The organism is Solirubrobacter ginsenosidimutans (assembly GCF_027587205.1).
In genome coordinates, this window is record NZ_JAPDOD010000084.1 from 1 (window position 1) to 18,878 (window position 18,878).

Below are 18,878 nucleotides of genomic sequence, written 5' to 3' on the forward strand. Positions count from 1 at the left end.
GCCCACCCCCAAAACCGGGAGCAGGCCTCAACTCAACACGGTGCCCCGTGATCTATCAGCGCAGGATCACCTGCTCGGTCGCGGGATCGAACAGGTGCACCCGCGAGAGGTCGACCCGCAACCGCACGATCGTGCCCGGCGCCGGTCGCACCGACGGCGGCACCCGCGCGATGAAACGCGACGCGTCCTCCACGAGGTCCTCCCCCGCGTCGAGCATGTCGGCGGTCAGCGCGGACGGCGTCGGCGCGTCGAGGTGCAGCAGCACGTCGCTGCCCAGCATCTCGCTCAGCACCACCGGCATCGAGATCACGTCGTCGCCCTCCTCACCCGCCGGGGACAATGCCTCCGGACGGATGCCGAGCACGACGTCTCCGCGGTGCGTCGTCTTCACCGGCAACCGCTGCTCGCCGAGCCACAACCCGCGGTCGTCCACCCGCGCCCGCAGCAGGTTCATCGCGGGCGAGCCGATGAAGCCGGCGACGAACATGTTCTGCGGCTGCTCGTAGAGCCGTTGCGGCGTGTCGACCTGCTCGAGTCGCCCGTCGCGCATGACCGCGACGCGATCGCCCATCGTCATCGCCTCGGTCTGGTCGTGGGTGACGTACAACGTCGTCGTCCCGAGCTCCTGATGGAGCCGAGCGATATACGCGCGCATCTCGACCCGGAGCTTGGCGTCGAGGTTCGAGAGCGGCTCATCCATCAGGAACGCCTGCGGGGAGCGCACGATCGCGCGCCCCAGCGCCACCCGCTGACGCTGGCCACCGGACAGCGCCTTCGGTCGCCGCGCCATCAGCTCGCCGATCCCGAGCCGCGCACCCGCCCGCCCCACCCGCGAGGCGATCGACTCCTTCGGGACCTTCTGCATCTTCAGCGCGAAGCCCATGTTCGCGTCGACCGTCATGTGCGGGTACAGCGCGTAGGACTGGAAGACCATCGCGATGTCACGGTCACGCGGGGCGATGTCGTTCACCACGCGCGAACCGATCGTGATCGACCCGCCGGAGGAGTCCTCCAGCCCCGCGACCATCCGCAGCGCCGTCGACTTCCCAGAACCCGACGGCCCGACGAGGATCGTGAACTCGCCGTCGGCGATCTCGAGGTCGAGCTCGTCCACGGCACGCGTCCCGTCGGGGAACACCTTGCTGACCCCTTCGAAGGCGATCGACGCCATCAGATCCTCCCTCCGCGCTCGGCGGCGATGTGGTCCCGGTACCAGAGCGCGCTCCGCTTCAGGATCCGCTCCTGCGTCGCGTAGTCGACGCGTACGATCCCGAAACGCTTGTCGTAGCCGTGCTCCCACTCGAAGTTGTCCAGCAGCGACCACGCGTGGTAGCGAGCGACGTTGACGCCGTCGGCCACCGCGCGCCGCAGCGCGTCGAGATGCTCGGAGAGATACGCGACCCGCGAGGCGTCCTCGACGACCCCGTCGACCAACCGCTCGTCGTCGAACGCCGCCCCGTTCTCCGTGATCCAGATCTCGAGGTCGCCGTAGTCGGCGCGCAACCGCAGCAGCAGGTCGTACAGCCCGCCCGCGTCGACCTCCCAGCCCATCGCGGTCACCCGGCCCCGCGCCGCGACCGCCGAGGCCTGCAGTGGGGGTTCGGCCGAAGCCCGGACAACGGTCGGCGAGTAGTAGTTGACGCCGAGGAAGTCGATCGGCCGCGAGATCACGTCGAGGTCCTCGGGGTTCAGCGACGGCAGCGGCCCGAAGGTCCGCTGGTAGTGCTCGAGCAGCTCGACGGGATACGTCCCGCGCAGCACGGGATCGAGGAACCAGCGGTTCTGATGCGCGTCCATCCGCGCGACCGCCCCGGTGTCGTCACCGCGCATCGGGTTGAGGTTCAACGTGATCCCGATCGGCGCCGACCCGACCCGTGACCGCAGCGCATCGACCGCCAAGCCGTGCGAGAGCAGCAGGTGATGCGCGACCGTGAGCGCCGTCGGCCAGTCGCGCACGCCCGGCGCCTTGCGCCCCAGCGCGTGCCCGAGGATCGCCACCACCCACGGCTCGTTGTGGGTGATCCAGCCCTGCACGACGTCCCCGAGGGCGTCGCCCATGTGCGCCGCGTACTCGGCGAAGCGCAGCGCGGTGTCGCGCACCGCCCACCCGCCGGCTTCCTGCCGCGCCTGCGGCAGATCCCAGTGGTAGAGCGTCGCGACGGGCTCGATCCCACGCTCGAGACACCCCTCGACCAAGCGGCGATAGAACGCGACCCCACGCGGGTTCAGCGCACCCCGGCCGTCCGGCTGCACGCGCGGCCAAGCGATCGAGAAGCGATAGGACTCAAGCCCCAACCCGGCCATCAGGTCGAGGTCGGACTCCCAGCGGTGGTAGTGATCGCAGGCGACGTCGCCCGTGTCCCCGCCCATGCGGTGCGAGAAGCGATCCCAGATCGACTCACCGCGGCCGTCCTCACGCACGGCGCCCTCGATCTGGTACGCCGCCGTGGCGGCGCCGAAGCGGAAGCCCTCGGGCAGCCCGCCGGTCACAGCCGGCAGCGGAGCGGTCGCGGTCATCCCTTCACCGCCCCGGCGGTGATGCCCTTCACGAGCCAGCGCTGGGTCGCGAAGAAGGCGATGAGCACGGGGAGGGTCGAGATCACGCCGGCCGCCATCAACTGTGCCGTCCTTTCCTGGTAGTTGCCGATGAAGTTGCGGATGCCGATCGGGATCGTCTCGGCGTTGCTCTGCGTCAGGGCGGCGACGAACAGCAACTCGTCCCAGGCGAACAGGAACGCGTAGACGAACGTCGCGACCAGCCCCGGCGCGGCGGCCGGGAGGACGATCTTCAGGAACGCCGTCAGGCGCGTGCAGCCGTCGACCATCGCGGCCTCCTCGAGGTCCCGCGGGATCGCGGCGAAGAAGTACCGCATGAAGTAGATCGCCACCGGCGTGAAGAACGCCGTGTAGACGAGGATCATGCCCGCGTGGGTGTCGAACAGGTGGATCGGCGTGTGCTGCTTGAGCCAGATGAAGCCCATGAACACGGGCAGCAGGAACAGCGATCCGGGGATCAGCTGTGTGCCCACGACGCCCAGCGACAGCGCGGCGCTGCCGCGGAACTTGAAGCGCGCGAGCGCGTAGCCGGCCAGCGACGCGAACGCGGTCGCCAGCAGCGCGGCGGTCGTGCAGATGATCAGCGAGTTGATCAGGTAGCGCTCGAAGTCCACGCTCTGCCACATCCGCGAGAACGCCGTGAGCGTCGGGTGCAGCAGGTCGTAGGCACCGGACGAGAGCTGACCGTCCGTCTGCAGCGACGAGGCCAGCAGCCAGAGGATCGGCGAGAGCATCACGAGCAGCACGAGCCACGTCAGGACGTCGAGGCCGCGATTCACCCAGCGAGCGGTCATGTGACCTCCAGATCGCGTTTGAAGGCGCGGTACCAGATGAACACCCACACGCCCATGGCGAGCATGAGCAGCGTGGACGCCGCGGCACCGAAGCCGAAGAGGTTGTTCGAGAACGACTGCCGGTAGATGAGGGTCATCATCAGGTCGGCGTCGGGGCCCGGGTTGGAGCCGAGCATGATGTACGGGATCGCGAACTGGTACGCCGCGTAGATCACGCCGAAGAGCAGCTGCACGGCGATCAGCGGCCGCAGCAGCGGCAGCGTGATGTGGCGGAAGCGGCGCAGCGGGCCGGCGCCGTCGATGGCCGCCGCCTCGTGCAGCTCGTTCGGGATCGCCTGCAGCCCGGCGAGGAAGAAGATCATCGCGAACGGCAGGCCGCGCCAGACCGACGGGATGATGATCGCCCACATCGTCTTGGGCCCGAGCAGCCAGATCGGCCGGTCACCCAGGATGTGCGTGTAGTCCACGAGGACCTTGTTCACGATCCCCACGTCGCTCTGGAACATGAACTGAAAGAGCACGGCGACGACGAAGCTGGGCACGATCCACGGCGCCAGCATCAGCGTGCGCACGAGCCGCATCCCGCGCATCTCGCGGTTGAGCAGCAACGCCACCGCGAGGCCGCCGCCGAGCGTCAGCCCGACCGTCCAGAACGTGTACACCGCCGTGTTCTGCACGGCACCCAAGAAGCCCGAGTGCAGCGGGTTCGCGTCGTCGAAGAGGATGCCGCGGTAGTTCTCAAGGCCGGCCCAGGGCGCGTCGAAGAGCCGGCTGAAGGTGAAGGTGTTGAGGCGCTTGAAGGAGAGGACGAAGCCGCCGATCGTCGGCAGCAGGTGCACGAGCACCATGAAGACGACGGCGGGCGCAATCAGCCAGTAGGCGAAGCGCGTGCGGGAGCGCTCGGCCGAGCGCTTGCGGCCGCGGCGGGGCCGCCCCGCCCGGGAGGGGAGTTGCTCCCGGGCGGGGCCTGCCTCGGGGGGCGGCTTGAGGGTTGTCTGAGCCACTACCCCGTCGCCGACTGAGCCAGAAGCCCGTCGGCCTCCTTCGCCGCGGCGTCGAGCTGCGACTTAACGGTCGCCTCGCTATAGCCCGCTCCGACGCCGGCCGCACTGTCGAGAATGTTCCCGAAGCGCGTCTTGTACGCGTTCTCGATCTGCCCCCACTGCGGGATCGGGGCGTAGGTGCGCCCGGTCTGGATGGCCTCGAAGAACGCCTTGTGGTTCTCGCTGGATGCGCCCACCTGCTGCTGCGGCTCCAGGCGCGCGGGGAACATCCCGAGCAGCGACGCGTAGTCCTTCTGCGTCTGGTCCTGCGAGAGGAACTTCATCAGCGCCCACGCCTCGTTGGGGTGCTTGCTCGACTTCAGGAGCATCAGGTCCGAGCCGCCCACGAACGTGAACGCCTTGCCGCCGGGACCGGTCGGCATCGGGGCGACGCCGACGTTCTTGCGCGCGACGTCGGACCAGGTGTCGTCGTCGGCGCGGCCGATCGAGCCGAGCACCCACGGGCCGCCGATCCACACGGCCAGTCGCCCGCCCTTGAACTGGTTCTCGACCTGCGTGCCGTCGCGTTCGAGCTGGCTCTTGTCGAACAGCCCGGCGGTGATCAGGCCGGCCATGAACTCCACGCCCTGCTGGGCTTCGGTCGAGTTGATGGTCGACGTCTTCGCGTCGCCGGAGAGCTCCGCGCCGCCGTTGTCCCACACGAACGGCATGACCTGGTGCACGAGGTCGTAGGCCTTCTTGCCGGGCGCGCCGAACGGCTGGATGTCCGGGTCCTTGTCCTTGATGGCCTGCAGCGTCGCCTTGAAGGAGGCGAGGTCCTTGAACGCGGTCGCCGGGTCGACGCCCGCCTTCTCGAGCACGTCCTTGCGGTAGTAGATCGAGCGCGCCTCGGTGAACCACGGCACCGCCCACGTGCCCTGCTGGCCTTCGACCTGGGTCGTGTTCCAGATGCCCGGCGCGTACGCGGCCTTGCCGCCGATGTCGTTGACCCGGTCGCTGAGGTCGGTGAAGCCGCCCAGCGCGGCGAAGAACGGCACCTGCGTCGTGCCCGCCTGCGTGATGTCCGGGCCTTCGCCGGACACGGCGGCATTGCGGATGCGGTCGAACTGGACGTCCCAGCCGACCTCCTGCACGTCGACCTTCACGCCGGTCTTGGCCGTGAAGGGCTCGACCATCTTCTGCAGGTCCTCCTTCGGCTTGGGCGAGTTGGGCATCGTCCACAGCGTCAGCGTCACGCCCTTCTCGAGCGCGGGCTCGCCGCCGGTGGCGGCCTTCTTGGTGGTGGAACTGCTGCCGCCGTCGTCGCCACCACAGGCGACCAAGGCGGTGGGGGCCAGCACGAGTGCGGTCAGGGCAGCGACGACCGCGAGCCTCTTGGGCACGGGTAACTCCTCCTCGTAGAAACAACAAAAACGTTTTTGGAACTGAGCGAAAGCAACGACCAGGTGGTTCTGTGGGGAGCAGAACCTCCTAGGCCGGTGGGGCGGTGGAGCCGCGGACGATCAGCTCGACGGGGAGCGTCCGCAGGGGGGAGCGATCGGCGTCGCCGGCGACGCGCGCGATCAGGGCTTCGCCGGCAGCGCCGCCCAGGCCGAGCTTGTCCTGGCGCATCGTGGTGAGGGGCGGATTGACGTGGGGGGAAAGCTGGATGTCGTCGAAGCCGATGATCGAGAGGTCCTCGGGCACGCGCAGGCCGACTTCGGCGGCCGCGCGGATCGCACCGATCGCCATCAGGTCCGAGGCGGCGAAGATCGCCGTCGGCGGCTCGGCCAGCGCGAGCAACCGCTCGCAGGCCTCCCGCCCGCTCTCGGCGTAGAAGTCGCCGTAGACCACGTAGTCGTCGCGATACGCCAGCCCGGCAGCCTGCACCGCGGCGCGGTAGCCGCGCAGGCGATCGGCGCCCGGGCGCGAGTCCAGCATCCCCGTGATCGTCGCGATCCGGCGGTGGCCGAGCGCGTGCAAATGGCCCACGGCCTGGGCCGCGCCGCCCTCGTTGTCGGACATCACGACCTCGACGGCGGGTCCGTCGAGGTCCATGTCGATCGCCACCAGGGGGATGTCGGCGCGCGCGAGCCGGCGCACCTCGGGGTCGTCGGGCTCGAGGCCGATCAGCGCGCAGCCGTCAACGCTGTGATGGCGGGCGCGCTTGAGGTAGGAGTGCGGGCCGTAGCCGTTCCCGGGCCGCTCGGAGGCGAACAGCAGCAGGTCGAAGCCGCCAGAGCCCACCTGCTGCTTGAGCCCGCCGAGCACCTCATGGAAGAACGGGTGCTGCAGGTCGGGATGACCCTCGCCCGTCTCCATGAACACACCGATGATGTGGCTGCGTTGGGTGACCAGCGAGCGGGCCGCGGCGGCGGGCGTGTAGTCGAGCTCGCGGGCGAGGCGCATGATGCGCTCGCGCGTCTCAGGACGCACGTCCGTGTAGCCGTTCAGCGCCCGTGAGACGGTGCCGACCGACACGCCGCTGGCCTTGGCCAGCGCTTTGATGGTTGTTCTCTCCTCCATGCTCCGAAAACGGTTTTGGAACCGTGTCGCGGCAGTATGCACGGAGTCTGGCAGAACGTCAAGCGTTAAACGGCGAAGGCCGCTCGACGCGGCCTTCGCTCAACTGCATCGGGCGGTGGCGTCAGCCGGTGAAGTGCGGCGCGGCCTGCTGCTTCTTCGCCTTCGGCAGCACGATGGTGACCTGCTGGTGCGTGGTGACCTTCTGCCCGCCGCCCAGCGTCGTGACGATCGTCAGGGTGCCCTTGACGCGGCGGAGCCCCTGTTTGCTCGCCTTGCGCACGAACGCCGGGTCCAGCCGCAGCTTGAGCTTCTTGACCTTGCCGCCCGCGATGTGGACGCGCGAGAAGCGGGCGACCGTCGCGGTGGGGGCGGCCTGCACCGCGCGGGCGGCGCGGGGCTTGATCGAGGTCGAGACCGTGACGGTGCCCTCGACCTCGCACGCGTCGCCGGCCGGGCAGCGCACCGGGACCGTGACGGTCGGGGTGCTCGCGGCGCTCGCGGGCAGTGTGGTCGGCTGGCCGGGGGCGAAGACCGCACCGGTCGGCGGCGCGACGGGCGACGTCACCGGCGGGGTCGGTGGCGTCGGCGGGGCCGGCGGGGTCGGGTCCGCCGGCAGGTTGAGCTTGAACGGGCTCTCCCCTGCCGAGGCGACGTAGAACGTGCCGCCGGAGTAGCTCGCCTTGACGACGTGGTCGAGCCCGTCGGCGGGCGCGGTGGTGGCGCAGGATGCGAGGCCGGAAGTCGTGTCGACGGCCCGCGTGGCGCACGCGGCGATCGCGGTGCCATCGACGCTGAAGGCGACCGTGCCCGTGTTGGCGTGGGCCAGCGCGGAGACGAAGCCCGCGTTCGGCGCCGGCGTGACCTTGGCGGTGTAGACGATCGCGGCGCTCGGGTCGAACGGACCCTCGACGCTCGTGCCCGCGGCCGTGGCGGTCACGGCCTTGGCGCTGAAGTGCACCGATCCGGTGCTCGTCTCAAACGGCGAGTCGCCGGAGTACGTCGCACCGATGAAGTGGTTGCCCGCGACTCCGGCGAGCGTCGTCGTGCAGGAGGCCTCGCCGGCCGTGACGGGCACCGACTGGCACCCCGTGATCGGCGTGCCACCGTCGGTGAGCGACACCGTGCCGCCGATCACCGACCGGTCGCTCCCGGTCTGGCGATCGACGTGCACCGCGTAGGTGGACTGACCGCCGATGGTGGTGCTGCTCGGCGCGTCGACGTCGACCGTGGTGGCGACCGGCGCCACGAGCTGCGCGTTGTACATCAGCGCGAAGTCCGCGTAGTGGTCGTTGAAGGTGACCGTCGGCGCAGAGCCGATCGTCGCCTCGAGGTCGCTGTTCGTCGCTCCCGCCTGTACGGCGATGCTGACGCTCCCGCCATCCCATTCGAGCGCGAGCGTGTCGCCCTGGAGGACGTCGAGGTCGGTGGTGAAGGTGTTGATCCCGGCGACGGCGACCGCCGGCGACGACGCGGCGATCACCTGATAGGACGGCGCGACCGTCTCACGGAGCACGAGCAACCGGACATGGCACCCGCTGCACACGACCATACGCGCCTTTGAACGACGTGATCTTGCCGTCGAACGGCACGGCGTAGCTGGTCGTGCCGTCCGCGGTCAGGTTCGCCCAGATCGCGGGGACCACGATCGTGGTGTTGGTGAAGACCGTCAGGTCCGGCACGCCCACCGTCGTCGGCGGAACACCCGCCGACGCCGTCGACGTCGCCATGCCCAGCGTCACCAGCGCGGTCGCCAAGGCGGCGCCGAGTTTCCTCATCGGAGAAGCTCCTCAATCGGGGTTGTCCCCGATTCGTCGGAGCCGCCATCGCGAACTTGAACGGTTCAGTCGCATCTCCCCGAGGGTCGCGGCGACGACCGCCGCCCCGAGCGCCCACACGGTGCTGACGAGGTACGCGTCGTCGGCCGCGGCGAGCGTCACCGGCGCGCCGACGGCGAACAGGACCGCGGTGCCGAGGACGCCGCCGAACTGGCGCGCCGCCGACGAGACCGCGCTGGCCGAGCCGAAGCGCTCCGGCGGGACGTCCTTCAGCGCCGCGGCGGCCAGCGCCGGGAACGCCATGCCGAGCCCCGCGCCGTTGAGCACCATCGCGGGCAGCCAGGTCTCCAAGAAGGCGGGCTCGGCCCCGGCGCCGCGCACGATCGCCATGCCCGCGACGTAGAGCAGGCAGCCCGGGACGATCACGGCGCGGTGGCCGTGACGGTCGGCGAACCTGCCGGCGGGAATCGCCGCGACGGCCGTCGCGATCGCGCCCGGGACCACGGCGAAGCCGGCCCGCAGCAGGCTGTAGTGCCAGACGCCCGTGAGGAACAGGACGTTGGCGAGGATGGTCGAGAAGAACGCCATCCCGAGCAGCAGGATCCCGAGGTTCGCGCGGGCGAAGCTCTCGACGCGCAACAGCTCCGGATCGATCACCGGGCGCGGGTGGCTGAGGCAGCGCAGCGCGGTCAGCGCGAGCAGGACGGTCGCCGCCGCGAACGTGACGACGACCCGCGGGCTCGCCCACCCCCAGCTCCCGCCCTCGAGGATGGCGAGGGCCAGCGCGCCGAGACCGAGCATCGCGAGCGCGGCGCCGAGCAGGTCGGGCAGGCCGGTGGCCCGCGCGTCGGCGCTCTCCGTGAGCGCGCCGCGCCCGACGGCGTAGACGAGCACGCCGAGCGGGAGGTTGACGACGAACACGATCCGCCAGTCGCTCTGGACCAGCAGGCCGCCGAGCGGTGGCCCGGAGGCGGCGGCGAGCGCGGCGGAGGCGCCCCAGAGCGAGACCGCCCCCGCACGTCGTGCGAGCGGGTACTCGGGCAGGATCAGCGCGAGCGAGACGGCCATGATCACGGCCGCTCCCGCGCCCTGCAGCGCACGGGCGGCGACCAGCGTCTCCCAGCCCGGCGCCGCGGCGCACGCCGCCGACGCGAGCGTGAACAGCGCGACGCCCGCCAGGAAGACGCGCTTGCGCCCGACCCGATCGGCGATCCCGCCCGCGGGCACGAGCAGCGCCGCGATCACGATGAAGTACGCGTCGAGCACCCAGGAGAGCTGCGTCGGCGTCGCATGCCCGAACGACGCCGCGATGCCGGGGAACGCGGTGTTGACGATCGTCGTGTCCAGGAACGCGAGGAAGCCGCCCCCGCAGGCGGTCGCGATCGCGAGTGCGCGCCGGGTCATGCCGCGCGGGCCTGGAGGCAGACGCTCTCGACGCCCGGGAGCGCGCCGAACACGGCGGGGACGTCCGGGTCGGCGTCGTCCTCCGGCGGCCGCGTGGCGAGCACGAGCAGCAGCGGCAGGTTGCGGGTGCGGCGGGCCAGCTGGGCCAGCACCTTCAGCGAGGCGCGATCGGCCCACTGGGCGTCGTCGACGAACAGCGCGATGGGACGCTGGCGAGCGAGCCCCGCGCAGTGCCAGTAGAGGCTGAGCGCGGTCTCGGCGATCGGGCGCGTCGCGACGTCCAGGAGCGCCGGCGCCGGGTCGAACAGCGCTCGCACGGCGGCGTAGGGGACGTAGCGCTCGGTCGCGTCGCGCGACGCGCGGTGCGTGCGCCAGCCGGCCGCGGCGGCGCGGCGTTCGAGGTTGGCGAGCACCGCGGACTTGCCGGCCCCGGAGGGCCCGTGGATCACGGCGGCCGCGCCTTCGTGGGAGACGATCGCGGCGAAGAGACGTGCTGGGGAGGTGGACACCGACCGACCGTACGGCTGCCGTCGCCTCCGCGAAATTCCCCGGATCCGGGATCTTTAGGAGTCCGTTGAAGAATGGTCGGTCCGACCGATGTGGTGTAGCCGCCAGTGCCTCGGACCGCCCGCGCTCGCGATGCGTGCCTCTGGCACGTGAGCAGCGTGGGTGGCGCGAGGCGCCGCGGATGCGCCGCAGCGGGCGCACCGGGATTCTTCAACGGGCTCTTAGGGCGCCGGGAGCCGCTGCGAGAGCTGGGCTCGCGAGCGCACGCCGAGCTTCGCGTACGTGCTCGAGAGGTGCGCCTCGACCGTGTGCACGGTGACGAACAGCGCGTGGGCGATCTCCTTGTTGGTGCGCCCCGCGGCCGCCAGCTGGGCGACCTGCGCCTCGGTCCGCGTCAGCTCGCCCTCCGCGCGCGGTTTGCGTCCGCCGACCCGCGCGATCTCGGCCCGGGTGAGCGCCGCCCAGCCGGGAGAACCGAGCGCGTCGAACCGCTCCGCCGCCTCCCCGAGCGCCTCTCTCGCCGCCCGCCACTGCCGCTGCCGCCGCTGCCCGCGACCGAGCGCGAGGAACGCCCGGGCGGCGTCGAACCGCAATCCGCGCCGCGCGTATTCGGCCGCGACCTCCGTGAGGACGGCTGCCGAGGCGGGATCGTCGCCCACCGCGAGGCTGATGACGGCTGCGCTCCGGCACGCGGTCAACCACGCCCAGGGGTGCGCCTCACCGGGCTCGGCCAGTCGTCGCGTGACCGCGCGCGCCTCGTCCAGCTCGCCCAGCTCGACCAGCGCCTCCACCAGGTCGGGCGCGACCGGGAACGCCCCCGGCTCGTCGATGCCCTCGCGCGCGCAGTACCCCCACACCCACCGCAGCTGCTCTGCCGCCTCGTCCGGATCACCCGCCAGCAGCGCGGCGGAACCGAGCGCCCGGCGGGACTCGAGCACCTGCCACCGGTAGTCGCGCGTCTCGGCCTCGGCGAGTGCCGTTCGGCCCCAGCGCCGCGCGTCCTCCGCGTCGCCCCGCCCGACGGCGAGCAGCGCGCGGCAGCGCTGATAGGTCGGCGTGATCAGCAACTGGCCCGCGTCGGACTCCGCCCACTCGTCGAGCAGCCGCTCGGCCGCGTCCCACTCGCCCGCGCGCAGCTCGAGCTCGGTCAGGTTCAGCCGCAGCCACGCGTAGCTGACCTCCTCGCCGCGTTCGGCGGCGTCGGCGAGGAACGCGGTGGTCGCCGACCGGGCGGCTGCGAGCTCGCCGCGCCACGACGACCGCAACGCCGCGACCGGCTCCGGAGCATCGACCAGCTGGGCGCCGGGACCGGCCGCGTCGCGGAACCGCGCGGCGAGCCCGTCGAGCTCGAGCCCGCGCAGCGCCCGCGCCCAGCCCAGCGCGCGCATGGCGTCGAGCTCCGGCAGGGCCTCCAGCGCCCAGCGCTCCGCCTCGGCGATCCGCTCGACTCCCTCGGCGGCGGTCGACAGCGCCTTGAAGGCGAGCACGCGGGCTCGCAGGGCGGGATCGTCCCCCGCTTCGGCCAGCGCGCGCTCGACCCGCGCCGCGTTCTCGTCGCGGGTCACGATCCCGGAGTCCGCGAGGAGCAGCCAGGCGCGCACGCGCTGCTCGCCCGGCGCCAGCGTGTCGATCGCTCCGAGCAGGAGATCGCTCAGGCGCAGGCGCTCGCCGGCGACCTCCAGCGCCTCGCCCAGGCGCAGCAGCCGCTCGCCGCGCCGCCCGTCGTCCGGCGGCGTCAGTCGCAGCGCCTGCTCGGCCAGCGCCACCGCCTCGGGGCGAGCGCCACGCGCCGCGGCGTTCGCCGCCGCCGCCGCGATCTCCGCCGCGAGCGCCGCATCGGGCCGCTCGGCCGCAAGCGCGAGGTGCAGCGCGCGCTGCTCCGGCTCGCGAACCGTGCGCGCCAGCACCGCGTGCAGCGCCCGCTGTTCGCCAGGGCGCGCCTGGGTCCGCGCGGCGGCGGCCAGGAGCGGGTGGGAGGCGCGGACGCGATCGCCGTCGGCGAGCAGCAGCCCGGCGTCGAGCGCGTCGTAGACCCCGTCGCCGACCGCCCGCAGCTCGTCGACGTGCAGGTCGGCGCTCAACGCCACCGCCAGCAGCAGGCGCCGCTCGGGCGCGGGCAGCGCCGCGACGCGCGTGCCCAGCAGGTCCTCGACCGACACCGGGACCGGCAGCTCCTCACCCGCTTCCGGCAGACCGCGCGCCGCCAGCAGGCGACCGACCTCCAGCGCGAACAAGGGGTTGCCGAGCGTCGCGTCGACGATCCGCCGCAGCAGCGGCAGATCCACGCGGAGGCCGAGCCGCTCGAGCAGCAGGCGGCGCGTCTCGCGCACCCCGAACGGCCCGATCTCGACGCGCTCCAGGCGGCGGCGCTCGAGCACCTGCTCCAGACGTGAGGGCTCGCCGGGCCGGCGGGCGAGCAGGAAGGTGACGGGCTCGCCCTCCAGCCGCCGGGCGGCGAACGCCAGCGCCTGCGCCGAGGGGGCGTCCAGCCATTGGATGTCGTCGATCGCGACGAGCAGCGGGGCGTGTGCGGAGAGCACGGCGCGCAGGCCGAGGCCGATCGCGTGCGGCTCCGGCGGCGCGCCCGCCGGCGACCGGCGCAGCAGCGCCACCTCCAGGGCGTCGCGCTGCGGGGCCGGCAGGGCGCCGGCGTCGATGCCCTCGCACAGGTCGATCAGCGCGGCGAAGGAGAGCTGCGCCTCGGCACCGTTCGGCCGCGCGACGAGCGCGCGGACGCCGCGCGAGCGCGCGCCGTCGATCCCCGCCTCCCACAGCGTCGTCTTCCCGATGCCCGGCTCACCCTCGAGCACGAGCGCCCCGGCCTCCAAGCCCGACACCCGCTCCAGCTCCAGCTCGCGGCCGACGATCTCACCCATGTCTCATGCAATTACAGAGCAGGACGCGACGGTCGTGGTAGAGAATCTCTGCGACGTGATCGGCGTTCTCCGCGAAGGTCCGCTGCACCGGGACCTCAAAGCGCTGCTCGCGGCGCCCGGCGACGCCTTCGAAGTGAAGGTCGATGGCTACGTGATCGACCTCGTGCGCTCAGGCGGCGAGCTCGTCGAGATCCAGACCGGGAGCTTCTCGCCGCTGCGCAAGAAGCTCGACGCGCTGCTGGACCGCCACCCGATCCGGATCGTGCACCCGGTTCCCGCCCGCCGCCGGATCGTGCGCGTCGACGAGGACGGCGAGGTCCTGTCGGTCAAGGCCTCCCCCAAGAAGCCGACCGCGGCGACGATCTTCGAGGGCCTCGTCTCCTTCCCCACGCTGCTCGACCACCCGAACCTGACGATCGAGGTCCTGCTCTGCTCGGAGGACCACATCCGCAAGCCCGCGCCCGTCCGCGGCCGGCGGTATCTCCGGGACCCGGGCGAACGGCGCCTGACCGGAGTGCTGGAGCGCATCGAACTCGCCGGCGCCGGCGACGCGGCCGCGCTGATCCCGAGCTTCGACGAGCCCTTCACCACCAAGGAGCTCGCGAAGGCGATGCGCGTCCCACTCCCGCTCGCTCAGAAGGCCGCGCACTGCCTGCGCGCGCTCGAGGTGCTCGAGCCCGCCGGAAAGCGCGGCCAGGCGCCGCTGCACCTCAAGGCTCAGGCACCCAGTCGCGGGTGAGCGCCAGCCAGAACGCCAGCCCGGCGTACTCGCGGTAGCGTCGGAACGCCTTCTCGATCCCCTTGTCGGTCACGCGTGGGCGGCCGGTCAGCTTCCGGTACGTCGGGCGCGTCCAAGAGTCGAGGATCAGCCGCCGGTAGCGACCGAGCAGCATCATCATGTGCGCGCAGGCGTATGGCCCGACACCGGGCAGCGCGAGCAGCCGCTCGGCGACCTCCTCGTCGGGGAGCCGCGGGTCCGCCAGCGCCTCGAGGTCGAGCCGGCCTTCCGCGACGTCGGTGGCGATCGTCCGCAGGTACGGCCCGCGGTAGCCGGTCTTGGCCACGCCCGCGTAGAAGTCGTCACCCGCCTCAGCCATCGCCGCCGGCGACGGGAACGCGCCGTCCACCCCCAGTTCGTTCGCCAGCGCCGTGACCATCCGCACCGTTGCCGACCACGTGCAGTTGGTCGTGCAGATCGTCTTGACCAGGTCCTCGAACACGGTCGGGCTGCGCAGCATCCGCCCGGCCCCGAGCGCGACCCAGGCGAGCTCCGCGTCCGCCCCGGCGACCGCGTAGAAGGCGCTCAGGTCGTCATCGAGGCGCAGCATGTGCCGGACGACGGCGGTGAGCTCGTCAACCGGCGCCCCGTCGGCGACCTCCATCCGCGCGAAGCCCGGCTGGTCGGGCACCACCCGCACCGCCCACGCCCGCCCGCCCGCGAGCAACACCGTCTCCAGAGCGGACCCGTCGTCCGCGACGGCGTTCGGCGGCAGATCCGCGACACCGTGCGACAGCACCGTCCGGACGAAGTCGACCGGCTCCCCGCCGGCACCACGAAGCTCGATCACGGACACATGATCCCAACTGCCCTGGCCGCTCCGTCCATATACTGGCAAAACGTGAAGTGGGCCGTTTTCTCTGCGCTGGTGTGCCTCGTCGTCGCGGGCTGGTTCCTCGCGATCCGCTCACCGGAGGAGACCGCCCCCTTCCATTTCATCGAGTCCGCGACGAGCGGCGGGAACGTGCGCGAGGGCGGCGGCACGATGCCGCCCGCGTTCCGCAGCAACCCCAGATCGATTCGCGTGAAGGGCAACGTCGTTTCCGTGCTCGTGCATTGCAACCGCGTCGCGACCTGCGACGGCTACGCGGAGTTGGATTCCATCCGCACGGGCGCGCTGCTCGGCATCCGGGACTATCACCTGAAGGCGGGAGCGGACACGCGCGTCCGCATCCCTGTCCTGCCGGGCATGCGTGAGAAGCGCGTACGGCTCAGTTGGCAGCAGGACGTGAGCGGTTGGAGCGGTGGGTGGTACGACCTCACGCTCCACAGGCGCTGAAAACAAGTCGTTAACACGCGGGCCGGTGTGCCAAACTCGCCGCCGCATGGCGGTTGTTACCCACCTGTTACCCGAAGGCATGGACCTCGCCGGCGCACGGGCGCTGATTGAACAGCACGCCGACGTCACCGCCGGTCGCGTGCGTGCGGGCAACAGCACGTTCTACGACACGTTCGACGGCCGCCTGCACGCCGACGGCGTGATCCTTCGCCACGGCGCGGGCCGCCTCACGTTGCTCGACCGAGAGACCGGCGAGACGCTGGCGACGGCGCCGGCGCCGGCACGCGCGGAGCCGCGGCTGTTCGACCGCGACCTGGCCGAACCGGTTCTCGCGCGGCTCGCGGACGTCATCGAGATGCGCGCGCTGGTCCCGGTCGCTCGCGTGCGCACGCGCGAGATCACGCTCGGCGTCCTGAACGGCGATCAGAAGACGGTCGTCCGCCTCAACGTCGAGACCCACGAGGGGCTGCGAGGCCGCGTGTCGGCGACCGCCGTGCGCGGCTACGAGAAGGACCTCGAGCGCATCGACGCGCTGCTGAGCGAGACATTGAGCCTGCCCCCGGTGACGGTCCCGCTCGTCGACGAGGCGATCGGCGCCACGGGCAAGCCGGCCGCGGGCACGAGCGCCAAGCTCAACCTCGAGCTCGACCCTGAGGAGCCCGCCAGCCGGGCCGCGGCGAAGGTCTTCGCCCGTCTGCTGGAAGTGATCGACGACAACTTCCCCGGCACGCTCGAGGACGTCGACTCCGAGTTCCTGCACGACCTGCGCGTCGCCGTCCGCCGCACGCGCTCGCTCCAGCGCCAGTTCAAGGCGATCTACCCCGCCGCGGGCCTCGCTCACTTCCGCGAGGAGTTCAAGCGGATCCAGGGCATCACCGGCGACCTGCGCGACCTCGACGTCTACCTCCTCGACCTCCCCGCCCTGAAGGCGTCGCTGCCCGCACAGATGCAGGACGATCTCGATCCCCTGAAGCGCCTCCTCGAGCTCCGCCGGGCGAAGGCGCTCACCGCCACCCGGCGAGCCCTGAAGGCGCAGCGCACCACCCAGGCGCTGCAGGAGTGGGCGACGTTCACCCGCAGCGCGCCGAAAAGCGATCGCAGCGTGCAGTCGCTCGCCTCGCACCGCATCCGCTCGGTCTACCAGCGGATGGTCAAGATGGGACAGGCGATCGACGACGACAGCCCGGCCGAGGAACTGCACGAGCTGCGCAAGGTGGGCAAGGAGCTGCGCTACCTGCTCGAGTTCTTCGCCAGCCTCTACCCGCCCGAGGTCGGCAAGCCGTTCGTGAAGACCCTCAAGGGCCTGCAGGATCAGCTCGGCCGCTTCCAGGACCATGAGGTCCAGGCCACGGCCCTGCGCACGATGGCGCCGGACGTGGACAACCCGATGACGTTGATGGCGATGGGTGTGCTCGTCGACCGCTTCATCAAGGACGAGGCGCTCGCGCGCACCGAGTTCGCGGAGCGCTTCGAGGCGTTCGCGTCCCCGGAGCAGCGCGCGCTCGTGAAGGAGCACTTCGGATGAGCCGCATCCTCGCGACCTACAACATCAAGGGCGGCGTCGGCAAGACGTCGGCGGCGGTGAACCTGGCGACCCTCGCCGCCAAGTCGGGCGCGCCGACGCTGTTGTGGGATCTCGACCCGCAGGGCGCCAGCACGTACCTCTTCCGCGTGCGCCCGAAGGTCAAGGGCGGCGGGACGAAGCTCGTCGCCGGCAAGAGCGACGTCGACGCGCTGCTCAAGGGCACCGACCAGGAGGGCCTGGATCTGCTGCCGGCGGACTTCTCCTACCGGCACATGGACCTCGCTCTCGGGGACGCCAAGCGCCCGGAGCGGCGCCTCGCCCGCGTGCTCGAGCCGCTCAAGGACGACTACGAGTACACGTTCCTGGACTGCCCGCCGAGCATCTCGCTGGTCAGCGAGTCCGTGTTCGAGGCCGCCGACGCGCTGCTCGTCCCGATCATCCCGGCGACGCTCTCCAGCCGCACGCTCGAGCAGCTGCACAGCGTGCTCGCGCAGGACAAGAACGGCCCGAAGGTCCTCGGGTTCTTCTCGATGGCCGACCGGCGCAAGAAGCTGCACCGCGAGCTGATGGACAGCCTCAGCCGGGAGTACGACATCCTCGACACCGTGATCCCGAACTCGGCCGAGGTCGAGCGGATGGGCGCCAAGCGCGCCGCGCTCGTGGACTTCGCGCCCAACAGCCGCGCGGCCCGCGCGTATGCGGACCTCTGGGAAGAGGTCCGCGCGCGCGTTGGCTAAACGCTCTAAGTCGCGTCGCGGAGGCGTTGAGCCTCCGGAAGCGACTCGAGCTTCTTCAGTGTGTGATTCTCGATCTGCCGGATCCGCTCGCGCGTGACGTTGAACGCCCGCCCGACCTCTTCCAGCGTGTAGGGACGCGCGCCGGTCAGGCCGAAGCGCATCTCGATGACTTCACGTTCGCGCTGCGGAAGCGCGTCCAGCGCCCGCCGCACGTTCTCCTTGCGCAGGTTCTCCGAGGCCACCTCGAACGGTGACTCGGCCGCCTCGTCCTCGACGAAGTCGCCCAGCTCGGATTCCTCTTCCTCACCGATCGGCTTCTCGAGGGAGACCGGCTGCTGGGCCATGCGCAGGATGTCGCGTACCTCGCGCACCGAGCACTCGAGCTCGGTGGCGATCTCCTCGGGCAGCGGCTCACGGCCGAGCTGCTGCACGAGCTGACGCTCGACGTGAACAACCTTGTTCAGCTTCTCGACCATGTGCACGGGGATGCGAATGGTCCGGCCCTTGTCCGCGATCGCGCGCGTGACGGCCTGGCGAATCCACCACGTCGCGTAGGTCGAGAACTTGTACCCGCGGCGGTAGTCGAACTTCTCCACCGCGCGGATGAGGCCGAGCGAACCCTCCTGGATCAGGTCCAGGAACGACAGGCCGCGGCCCAGATACCCCTTCGCGATCGAGACGACGAGTCGCAGGTTGGCTTCCACCATCTCCTGCTTGGCGACGAGGTCGCCACGCTCGATGCGACGGGCCAGCTCGACCTCACGGTCGGCTGTGAGCAACTGCACCTTGCCGATCGAGCGCAGGTAGAGCCGCAGCGAGTCCAGGCTGGGCTCGACCGTCAGGTCGATCTCGGGCTTGCGCGCGTCCGGCGAGTCCTTCGCCGAGCGGGCCTCGGGCTCCGAGGCGGTCACCGGCTTGCCCTCAGCGGTGACGATCTCGATTCCCTGGTCCAGCAGATACGCGTGAAGCTCCGTGATCTGCTCCTTCGTGACCTCCGCCTCTTCCAGTGAAGCAGCGATCCGCTCGACGGTCAGGATCCCCCGTTCCTGGCCCTCGGCGATGAGGGGGCGAAGCTCGTCGATCTCATAGATCGGCGCTTCGTCCGCCAGCAGTGCATCCGTCTTGGTCGCCAACCGCT

General features: G+C 71.2%; 17 protein-coding genes. 4 read left to right on the forward strand and 13 right to left on the reverse strand.

The window, feature by feature from the left end; genetic code table 11:
* Positions 1-55: 55 nt before the first annotated feature.
* From OM076_RS42320 to OM076_RS42370, 11 genes are all read right to left on the reverse strand, one after another.
* Entirely contained in the window at positions 56-1,171 is a 1,116-nt protein-coding gene (locus OM076_RS42320; protein WP_270046254.1) for an ABC transporter ATP-binding protein, read from the reverse strand.
* Complete coding sequence (locus OM076_RS42325; RefSeq protein ID WP_270046255.1) at positions 1,171-2,517, reverse strand: GH1 family beta-glucosidase; 1,347 nt, start codon at positions 2,515-2,517, stop codon at positions 1,171-1,173. Before OM076_RS42325 ends, OM076_RS42320 begins: the two co-directional genes overlap by 1 nt.
* Positions 2,514-3,350, reverse strand: a complete 837-nt coding sequence (locus OM076_RS42330) for a carbohydrate ABC transporter permease (RefSeq protein ID WP_270046256.1) — start codon at positions 3,348-3,350, stop codon at positions 2,514-2,516. The genes OM076_RS42325 and OM076_RS42330 overlap by 4 nt, the downstream gene beginning before the upstream one ends.
* A complete protein-coding gene (locus OM076_RS42335; protein WP_270046257.1) occupies positions 3,347-4,354 on the reverse strand; it encodes a carbohydrate ABC transporter permease in 1,008 nt (335 codons plus the stop codon). Before OM076_RS42335 ends, OM076_RS42330 begins: the two co-directional genes overlap by 4 nt.
* A complete protein-coding gene (locus OM076_RS42340; protein ID WP_270046258.1) occupies positions 4,354-5,736 on the reverse strand; it encodes an extracellular solute-binding protein in 1,383 nt (460 codons plus the stop codon). The genes OM076_RS42335 and OM076_RS42340 overlap by 1 nt, the downstream gene beginning before the upstream one ends.
* Before the next feature lie 88 nt (positions 5,737-5,824).
* Entirely contained in the window at positions 5,825-6,859 is a 1,035-nt protein-coding gene (locus tag OM076_RS42345) for a LacI family DNA-binding transcriptional regulator (RefSeq protein ID WP_270046259.1), read from the reverse strand.
* 121 nt (positions 6,860-6,980) lie between these two features.
* Positions 6,981-8,372: an Ig-like domain-containing protein gene (locus tag OM076_RS42350; RefSeq protein WP_270046279.1), complete on the reverse strand. Its 1,392-nt coding sequence runs from the start codon at positions 8,370-8,372 to the stop codon at positions 6,981-6,983.
* Positions 8,362-8,634 (reverse strand): hypothetical protein, encoded by a 273-nt coding sequence (locus OM076_RS42355; RefSeq protein WP_270046260.1) that lies wholly within the window; start codon positions 8,632-8,634, stop codon positions 8,362-8,364. The genes OM076_RS42350 and OM076_RS42355 overlap by 11 nt, the downstream gene beginning before the upstream one ends.
* A 12-nt stretch (positions 8,635-8,646) precedes the next feature.
* Positions 8,647-10,038, reverse strand: coding sequence for a DHA2 family efflux MFS transporter permease subunit (locus tag OM076_RS42360; protein ID WP_270046261.1), 1,392 nt, complete (start codon positions 10,036-10,038; stop codon positions 8,647-8,649).
* Positions 10,035-10,547 (reverse strand): ATP-binding protein, encoded by a 513-nt coding sequence (locus OM076_RS42365; protein WP_270046262.1) that lies wholly within the window; start codon positions 10,545-10,547, stop codon positions 10,035-10,037. Before OM076_RS42365 ends, OM076_RS42360 begins: the two co-directional genes overlap by 4 nt.
* 219 nt (positions 10,548-10,766) lie before the next feature.
* Positions 10,767-13,421 carry a helix-turn-helix transcriptional regulator gene (locus tag OM076_RS42370; RefSeq protein WP_270046263.1) on the reverse strand — a complete coding sequence of 885 codons (2,655 nt, stop codon included), beginning with the start codon at positions 13,419-13,421 and terminating at the stop codon, positions 10,767-10,769.
* A 55-nt stretch (positions 13,422-13,476) separates the two neighbouring features.
* On the opposite strand from OM076_RS42370, the gene OM076_RS42375 reads away from it, so the two are divergent.
* Positions 13,477-14,160 carry a DUF8091 domain-containing protein gene (locus tag OM076_RS42375; RefSeq protein ID WP_270046264.1) on the forward strand — a complete coding sequence of 228 codons (684 nt, stop codon included), beginning with the start codon at positions 13,477-13,479 and terminating at the stop codon, positions 14,158-14,160.
* On the opposite strand, the gene OM076_RS42380 is transcribed toward OM076_RS42375, so the two are convergent.
* The gene (locus OM076_RS42380; protein ID WP_270046265.1) at positions 14,132-14,989 is read right to left on the reverse strand and encodes a DNA-3-methyladenine glycosylase family protein; all 858 of its coding nucleotides are present in this window, start codon (positions 14,987-14,989) and stop codon (positions 14,132-14,134) included. The genes OM076_RS42375 and OM076_RS42380 overlap by 29 nt on opposite strands.
* 51 nt (positions 14,990-15,040) lie before the next feature.
* Between OM076_RS42380 and OM076_RS42385 the strand changes: the two genes are divergently transcribed.
* Genes OM076_RS42385 through OM076_RS42395 form a run of 3 tightly spaced genes read left to right on the forward strand, consistent with a single transcriptional unit; the run spans position 15,041 to position 17,740 of the window.
* Positions 15,041-15,478: a hypothetical protein gene (locus tag OM076_RS42385; RefSeq protein WP_270046266.1), complete on the forward strand. Its 438-nt coding sequence runs from the start codon at positions 15,041-15,043 to the stop codon at positions 15,476-15,478.
* A 46-nt stretch (positions 15,479-15,524) separates the two neighbouring features.
* Positions 15,525-17,003: a CYTH and CHAD domain-containing protein gene (locus OM076_RS42390; RefSeq protein WP_270046267.1), complete on the forward strand. Its 1,479-nt coding sequence runs from the start codon at positions 15,525-15,527 to the stop codon at positions 17,001-17,003.
* Positions 17,000-17,740 (forward strand): ParA family protein, encoded by a 741-nt coding sequence (locus tag OM076_RS42395; RefSeq protein WP_270046268.1) that lies wholly within the window; start codon positions 17,000-17,002, stop codon positions 17,738-17,740. Before OM076_RS42390 ends, OM076_RS42395 begins: the two co-directional genes overlap by 4 nt.
* A 5-nt stretch (positions 17,741-17,745) precedes the next feature.
* Here OM076_RS42395 and OM076_RS42400 read toward each other — a convergent pair whose 3' ends face one another.
* Entirely contained in the window at positions 17,746-18,873 is a 1,128-nt protein-coding gene (locus OM076_RS42400) for a sigma-70 family RNA polymerase sigma factor (RefSeq protein WP_270046269.1), read from the reverse strand.
* Between the last annotated feature and the right edge of the window lie 5 nt (positions 18,874-18,878).

Bases quoted from the DNA above. Each gene is read 5' to 3' on its own strand.
- OM076_RS42360 (WP_270046261.1), bottom strand. From the start codon at position 10,038: ATGACCCGGCGCGCACTCGCGATCGCGACCGCCTGCGGGGGCGGCTTC.
- OM076_RS42370 (WP_270046263.1), bottom strand. From the start codon at position 13,421: ATGGGTGAGATCGTCGGCCGCGAGCTGGAGCTGGAGCGGGTGTCGGGC.
- OM076_RS42390 (WP_270046267.1), top strand. From the start codon at position 15,525: ATGGCGGTTGTTACCCACCTGTTACCCGAAGGCATGGACCTCGCCGGC.
- OM076_RS42355 (WP_270046260.1), bottom strand. From the start codon at position 8,634: ATGAGGAAACTCGGCGCCGCCTTGGCGACCGCGCTGGTGACGCTGGGC.
- OM076_RS42395 (WP_270046268.1), top strand. From the start codon at position 17,000: ATGAGCCGCATCCTCGCGACCTACAACATCAAGGGCGGCGTCGGCAAG.
- OM076_RS42325 (WP_270046255.1), bottom strand. From the start codon at position 2,517: ATGACCGCGACCGCTCCGCTGCCGGCTGTGACCGGCGGGCTGCCCGAG.
- OM076_RS42330 (WP_270046256.1), bottom strand. From the start codon at position 3,350: ATGACCGCTCGCTGGGTGAATCGCGGCCTCGACGTCCTGACGTGGCTC.
- OM076_RS42345 (WP_270046259.1), bottom strand. From the start codon at position 6,859: ATGGAGGAGAGAACAACCATCAAAGCGCTGGCCAAGGCCAGCGGCGTG.
- OM076_RS42320 (WP_270046254.1), bottom strand. From the start codon at position 1,171: ATGGCGTCGATCGCCTTCGAAGGGGTCAGCAAGGTGTTCCCCGACGGG.